This window comes from Mycobacterium sp. TH-M106 (assembly GCF_057473765.1).
Genome location: NZ_JBYCLE010000327.1, coordinates 1 through 5,817 on the forward strand (window position 1 = coordinate 1; position 5,817 = coordinate 5,817).

Consider the following 5,817-nt stretch of genomic DNA (forward strand, 5'->3'; position numbering starts at 1 on the left):
GCGGGCAGTCGGTGAACACCACCGACTCCGCGGTTCGGCTCACCCACCTGCCCACCGGTATCGTCGTCACCTGTCAGAACGAGAAGTCGCAGCTGCAAAACAAAGTGGCAGCCATGCGGGTGCTTCAGGCAAAGCTGTTGGAGCGCAAGCGGTTAGAGGAACGCGCAGAGCTCGACGCGTTGAAAGGCGACGGCGGCGCGTCGTGGGGCAACCAGATGCGCTCCTATGTGCTGCACCCGTATCAGATGGTCAAGGATCTGCGGACCGAGTACGAGGTCGGCAACCCGGTCGCGGTGCTCGACGGTGACATCGACGGTTTCCTGGAAGCGGGGATCCGGTGGCGGAACAGACCAGATGACGACTGATACCACCGTGGTAGCAACCGACCTCGGGTGGCATGGCCTGTGGCGCGGTGAGTTCAGCCGATGGTTACTCACCAGCGGCCTGCACGTCGTGCTGGTGCTCATCGGGGCGGTGCTGGCGGCCCGGTTCGTCAATTGGGCGGTGGACAAGCTCACTGGGCGCCTCGACATCGGCTTAGCCGACAGTGACGCGCTGGTGCGCTCGGAGGCCACCAAGCACCGGCAGGCGGTGGCGGCGGTGATCTCATGGGTGTCGATCGTCATGATCGCGATCGCGGCTGTCATGCAGATCGCTGACATCCTGAGGTTCTCGATACGCGGGCTGGTCGCTCCGGCCGCCGTGGTGGGCGCGGCGCTGGGGTTCGGCGCTCAACGTGTGGTGCAGGACTTGCTGGCCGGGTTCTTCATCATCGCCGAAAAGCAATACGGATTCGGCGATTTGGTCGAATTGACAACGACATCGGGCCCCGTCTCCAGCGGCATCGTGGAGAACGTCACCTTGCGGGTGACTCAGCTGCGTTCCGCGGAAGGTGAGGTTTTCACCGTGCCCAACGGGCAGATCGTCAAGACGGCCAACCAATCCAAGGACTGGGCGCGCGCGGTCATCGATATTCCGGTGTCCACTACCGCGGACCTGAATCTGGTCAATGACGTGTTGCGCCAAGAGTGCGAGCACGCCCGCGAGGACGCCGGGCTGGGCGAGTTGCTGCTCGACGCGCCCACCGTCATGGGGGTGGAACGCATCGAAGTCGACACCGTGATCTTGCGGTTGGTGGCCCGCACATTGCCCGGCCGGCAATTCGAGGTGGGCCGACATTTACGCAGGCTGGTGGTTAGGGCACTGGCCCGTTCCGGTGTCGCCGCCGGCGAGGCGTCGCCGACCATCGACGCGACCACCAGCACCGCGCAGCAAGAATCGCAGGGCCAGGCCCAGTGAGGTTCTCCCTGGACACGCTGAAAACGGTTGGTCGCAGAAGGGAGCGCGGCCAGCGCGGGTCTATGTTCGGCGGCCACGTCCGCACGTCCACCGTCGTGCTGGTCGTGGCTTTCATGGGACTGTGGTGGGTCTACGAAGACTTCCAGCACTCCGGCCAGTCGTCCCCGACTCCGACCCCGGCACCCCAAATGGTGCCGCCGGGATTCATCCCAGATCCGGACTACACATGGGTGCCGCGTAGCAGGCTGCAGGAGCCGCCGCCGACGCGGACGTGGGCGCCCACCACGACCACCACGACCACCACGACCATGGCGCCCACCACGACCACCACGACCACGGCGCCTACCACGGCGCCGCCGTCTGCACCCGGCAACTGATTCCGTGTGCCGGCTTCTCCCCAGATCTGGGCACGGCCGCCTCGCCGGCGGGCGAGTGTCCGGGCCGGTCGAAACGCCCAGTTAGACTTGCCACCCGTGATGATCACGTTCGATCATGTCAGCAAGCAGTACAAATCGTCGGCCCGTCCGGCACTGGACAACATCAACGTCAAGATCGACAAGGGCGAGTTCGTCTTCCTGATCGGTCCGTCCGGTTCGGGCAAGTCCACCTTCATCAGGCTGCTGCTGGCCGAGGAGTCACCGACCGCAGGTGACATTGGGTTGTCGAAGTTCCACGTCAACAAGCTGTCCGGGCGCCACGTGCCGAAGCTGCGTCAGGTCATCGGTTGCGTGTTCCAGGATTTCCGGCTGCTGCAACAGAAAACGGTGTTCGCCAACGTCGCGTTCGCGCTGGAGGTCATCGGCAAGCGGTCCGAGATGATTAACCGGGTGGTTCCCGACGTGCTGGAGATGGTCGGCCTGTCCGGCAAGGCCAACAGGATGCCCGCCGAGTTGTCCGGCGGCGAGCAGCAGCGGGTGGCCATCGCCCGTGCCTTCGTCAACCGGCCGCTGGTGCTGCTGGCCGACGAGCCCACCGGCAACCTCGACCCCGACACCAGCGAGGACATCATGGATCTGCTGGAGCGGATCAACCGCACCGGAACGACGGTGCTGATGGCCACTCACGACCATCACATCGTCGACTCGATGCGACAACGGGTGGTGCAGCTGTCGCTGGGCCGGTTGGTGCGCGACGAGCAGCGCGGTGTCTACGGAATGGACCGTTAAGTGCGCTTCGGCTTTCTGCTCAACGAGGTTCTCACCGGCCTGCGTCGCAACGTCACCATGACGGTCGCGATGATCCTCACGACCGCGATCTCCATCGGCTTGTTCGGCGGCGGGCTGCTGGTGGTGCGGCTGGCCGACCATTCCCGCGAAATCTACCTCGACCGGGTCGAGACGCAGGTGTTTTTAGACGACGACCTCTCGGCCAACGACCCGGCCTGCGAGGCCGCGCAGTGCCGGGCGCTGCGGGAACTCATCGAGGCCCGCAACGATGTCAACTCGGTGCGCTTCCTCGACCGCGACGACGCCTACGCCGACGCGATCCGAAAGTTTCCGCAGTTCAAGGACGTTGCGGCCAAGGACTCGTTTCCCGCGTCGTTCGTTGTCAAGCTGGATAACCCCGAGCAGCACAAGGACTTCGACGATGCCGTGAGGGGTCAGCCCGGTGTGCGCAGTGTGCTCAACCAGAAGGAGCTGATCGACCGGCTGTTCGCGGTGCTGAACGGGTTGAGCAACGCCGCGTTCGCCGTCTCGCTGGTCCAGGCTGTGGGCGCAATCCTGTTGATCGCCAACATGGTTCAGGTCGCGGCATACACTCGGCGCACAGAAGTCAGCATTATGCGTCTAGTGGGAGCCAGCCGTTGGTATACCCAGCTGCCCTTCTTGCTGGAAGCGATGCTGGCCGCGACCGTGGGTGTCGTCATCGCGGTCGCCGGGTTGATCCTGGTGCGGGCGATGTTCCTGGAAAAGGCGCTCGACCAGTTCTACCGGGCTAATCTGATCGCCAGGGTCGACTACGCCGACGTCCTCTACATCACCCCGGTCCTGTGGATAGTGGGCGTGGCGATGGCCGGGGTGACGGCGTATGCCACCCTGCGGCTCTACGTCCGGCGATAGCGGTGGCCAAGAAGGCCAAAGCGGCCGCCGGCGGGAGCACTGGCAAGCAGGGTAAGCAGATTGTGGTCACCAACCGCAAAGCCCGGCACAACTATTCGATCCTGGAGGTGTTCGAGGCGGGGGTGGCCCTGGTCGGTACCGAGGTCAAGAGTCTGCGGGCCGGCCAGGCGTCGCTGGCCGACGCGTTCGCCACCATCGACGACGGTGAGGTGTGGTTGCGCAATATGCACATCGCGGAGTATCACCACGGCACTTGGACCAACCATGCGACGCGGCGCAACCGCAAGCTGCTGCTGCACCGCCGCCAGATCGACACCCTGGTCGGCAAGGTGCGCGACGGCAACCTCACCCTGGTGCCGCTGTCGGTGTATTTCACCGCGGGCAGGGTCAAAGTGGAGCTGGCGCTGGCCCGCGGCAAGCAGGCCCGCGACAAGCGTCAGGACTTGGCCCGCCGGGACGCACAGCGGGAGATGACCCGAGCGCTGGGCCGGCGTGCCAAGGGCATGACCTGACCGGCATTGTCTTCGCGTTGTTGTCCGCGGTCGGCTTCGGGATGAGCGACTTCGCGGGTGGCATCGCCGCACGCCGGGTGCCCGCGCTGCGGGTGGTGCTGCTCTCCTACCCCGCGACGCTGGTGGCACTGGGCGGGCTGGCCGCCGCGGTGGGCGGACCGATCCATCCGGGCGCGATCGGTTGGGGTGCGGCGTGCGGAGTGGCGTTGGGCCTGGGCGGGTGGTGGTTCTACGCGGCCCTAGGTTCCGGCCCCATCTCGGTGGTCTCGCCGCTGACCGCGGTGTTGACGGCCGGCGTCCCGGTGCTGGTCGGCCTGGCCGAGGGGGAGCGGCCCGGCCCGGTGGCCGCGGCCGGCATCGTGGTGGCGCTGGTGGCGGTCGTCCTGGTGAGCCGGGAAGCCACCGACGAGGACGTCAAGCCGCACCGGTTCACACCGAAGGTCGCCTGGCTGACGATCGGCGCCGGAGTGGCGTTCGGGCTGAACTTCGTCTTCATTGCGCTTGTGCCGGCGGAGTCCGGACTCTGGCCGCTGTTGTTCGCGCGGCTGGCGGCCGTGGGGCTGGTGATCACCGTTGCGGCGGCGGCGCGCGATCTGCGGCTTCCGTCGGGGAACGCGGTGAAGCTGGCGTTGGCCGCAGCGTTGTTGGACGTCGGCGCCAACGTGGCCATGCTGCTGGCGCTGCGGATTTCCCCGCTGTCGCTGGCCAGCGTGCTGATCTCACTGTTCCCAGCGGTGACAGTGGTGCTGGCTATCCTGGTGCTGCGCGAGCGGACGCACCGCTGGCAAATTGTGGGCATGGTGGCGGCGCTGCTCGCGGTCGCGATGATCACCACCGGGTAACTGTGTGCGGCGGGTATGGTCGCGGCGCGCTGCTCACGTGTGCTGTGGCTCGGCTCGTCGCATGACCGGACGGCCCGAGGCTGCTGGAAATCGGATATCGAGGACATTAGTTTTGAATCATGCCGTACAGACAGGTGGACAGTCGGGAAGCGCGGGCGTGGGCGACCGCCGACGGTCGCAAGCGTCACCGCATGTCCGAGACCGAGCTGCGGGAACGCATTCTCAACACGGCACTCGAGATGCTCACGGAAAGCGGCGGCGTGACCGTGAGCCTCGCGCACCTGAACATGGAAGAACTGATTCGGCTCGCCGAGGTACCACGCAGCTCGGTTTATCGCACGTGGTCCAACAAGGAGGCGTTCTACGTCGACTTGATGGAGCGGATGCTCGTCCCCTCCGACGGGGCGACGTACTTCGGCGAGACCCTGCGGGTTGCCAGGAAGGTGCTTGACGACAACGCAGACCACCTCGACACGCCTGAGGGACGGCGAGGCGTCCTTTGCGAGATGATCCGACAGACAGCTGCCCGAAACTTCGAAGACACCTCCCGCTCGCTGAGGTGGCGCTTGTCCACCGCCCTCGCCGCCGCCCTGCCGACGCTCGGGTCCAGGGACCAACGGCGAATCCTGGCGGCGCTTGTCGATTCAGAGGCCCACTTCGTCGACCGGATGTCCGAGCTCTACCGCGTTGCGCTGCCCGTGCTCGGGATGCGCATGAAAGACGGTTTCGACATCAAGGTCTTGACCGCGACGACGTCGTCGGTCATCGACGGTCTGCTTGCGCGGAGCCTCACCAACCCCGCGATCGTCGACCCGGTAATCATCAAGCCGGCACTTGACGGGCAGCCGGCCGAGTGGCGGCTGGCGGCCGTCGCCGCCATGGCGATCCTCGATGCGATGGTCGAACCCGACCCGGCGTTCCACGCCAGCGGCTAAGCCGTCTTGCGCCGCGGAATATCGTGACCGGCTATCGGTTACAATGGAGTGTTCTGCCGATGGTCGGCAGGGCTCCCAGAAAAACACGAAAGGGGCTGAACGGTTTCGACTTCGCGCGTCGAATCAAGGGAAGCGTGCCGGTGCAGGCAGGAGACCACCGTAAGCGTCG

General features: G+C 65.8%; 8 protein-coding genes and 1 pseudogene. 8 read left to right on the forward strand and 1 reads right to left on the reverse strand.

Translation table 11 applies throughout. The features are described 5' to 3' along the window. The 3 genes and pseudogenes from AC2VOP_RS11325 to AC2VOP_RS11335 form a co-directional block, all read left to right on the forward strand. The coding region (locus AC2VOP_RS11325; protein WP_486961054.1) for a peptide chain release factor-like protein at window positions 1–365 on the forward strand (365 nt) is incomplete at its 5' end. Next, entirely contained in the window at window positions 355–1,299 is a 945-nt protein-coding gene (locus AC2VOP_RS11330) for a mechanosensitive ion channel family protein (RefSeq protein ID WP_486961055.1), read from the forward strand. The genes AC2VOP_RS11325 and AC2VOP_RS11330, both read left to right, overlap by 11 nt. Before the next feature lie 62 nt (window positions 1,300–1,361). Further along, window positions 1,362–1,496 (forward strand): annotated as a pseudogene (locus AC2VOP_RS11335) (Rv3103c transmembrane domain-containing protein); the annotation flags it as partial. Between the two features lie 23 nt (window positions 1,497–1,519). Here the strand turns inward: AC2VOP_RS11335 and AC2VOP_RS11340 are convergent. After that, the gene (locus tag AC2VOP_RS11340) at window positions 1,520–1,783 is read right to left on the reverse strand and encodes a hypothetical protein (RefSeq protein ID WP_486961061.1); all 264 of its coding nucleotides are present in this window, start codon (window positions 1,781–1,783) and stop codon (window positions 1,520–1,522) included. On the opposite strand from AC2VOP_RS11340, the gene ftsE reads away from it, so the two are divergent. From ftsE to AC2VOP_RS11365, 5 genes are all read left to right on the forward strand, one after another. Next, window positions 1,776–2,465 carry a cell division ATP-binding protein FtsE gene (ftsE, locus tag AC2VOP_RS11345; RefSeq protein ID WP_486961059.1) on the forward strand — a complete coding sequence of 230 codons (690 nt, stop codon included), beginning with the start codon at window positions 1,776–1,778 and terminating at the stop codon, window positions 2,463–2,465. The genes AC2VOP_RS11340 and ftsE overlap by 8 nt on opposite strands. Then, window positions 2,466–3,359: a permease-like cell division protein FtsX gene (ftsX, locus tag AC2VOP_RS11350; protein WP_486961056.1), complete on the forward strand. Its 894-nt coding sequence runs from the start codon at window positions 2,466–2,468 to the stop codon at window positions 3,357–3,359. Between the two features lie 2 nt (window positions 3,360–3,361). Then, a complete protein-coding gene (gene smpB / locus AC2VOP_RS11355) occupies window positions 3,362–3,871 on the forward strand; it encodes an SsrA-binding protein SmpB (protein WP_486961057.1) in 510 nt (169 codons plus the stop codon). Next, window positions 3,868–4,713 carry an EamA family transporter gene (locus tag AC2VOP_RS11360; protein ID WP_486961060.1) on the forward strand — a complete coding sequence of 282 codons (846 nt, stop codon included), beginning with the start codon at window positions 3,868–3,870 and terminating at the stop codon, window positions 4,711–4,713. Before smpB ends, AC2VOP_RS11360 begins: the two co-directional genes overlap by 4 nt. Before the next feature lie 191 nt (window positions 4,714–4,904). After that, the gene (locus AC2VOP_RS11365; protein ID WP_486961058.1) at window positions 4,905–5,648 is read left to right on the forward strand and encodes a TetR/AcrR family transcriptional regulator; all 744 of its coding nucleotides are present in this window, start codon (window positions 4,905–4,907) and stop codon (window positions 5,646–5,648) included. The last annotated feature ends 169 nt before the right edge of the window (window positions 5,649–5,817 follow it).

Bases quoted from the DNA above. Each gene is read 5' to 3' on its own strand.
- AC2VOP_RS11330 (WP_486961055.1), top strand. From the start codon at position 355: ATGACGACTGATACCACCGTGGTAGCAACCGACCTCGGGTGGCATGGC.
- ftsE (WP_486961059.1), top strand. From the start codon at position 1,776: ATGATCACGTTCGATCATGTCAGCAAGCAGTACAAATCGTCGGCCCGT.
- AC2VOP_RS11365 (WP_486961058.1), top strand. From the start codon at position 4,905: ATGTCCGAGACCGAGCTGCGGGAACGCATTCTCAACACGGCACTCGAG.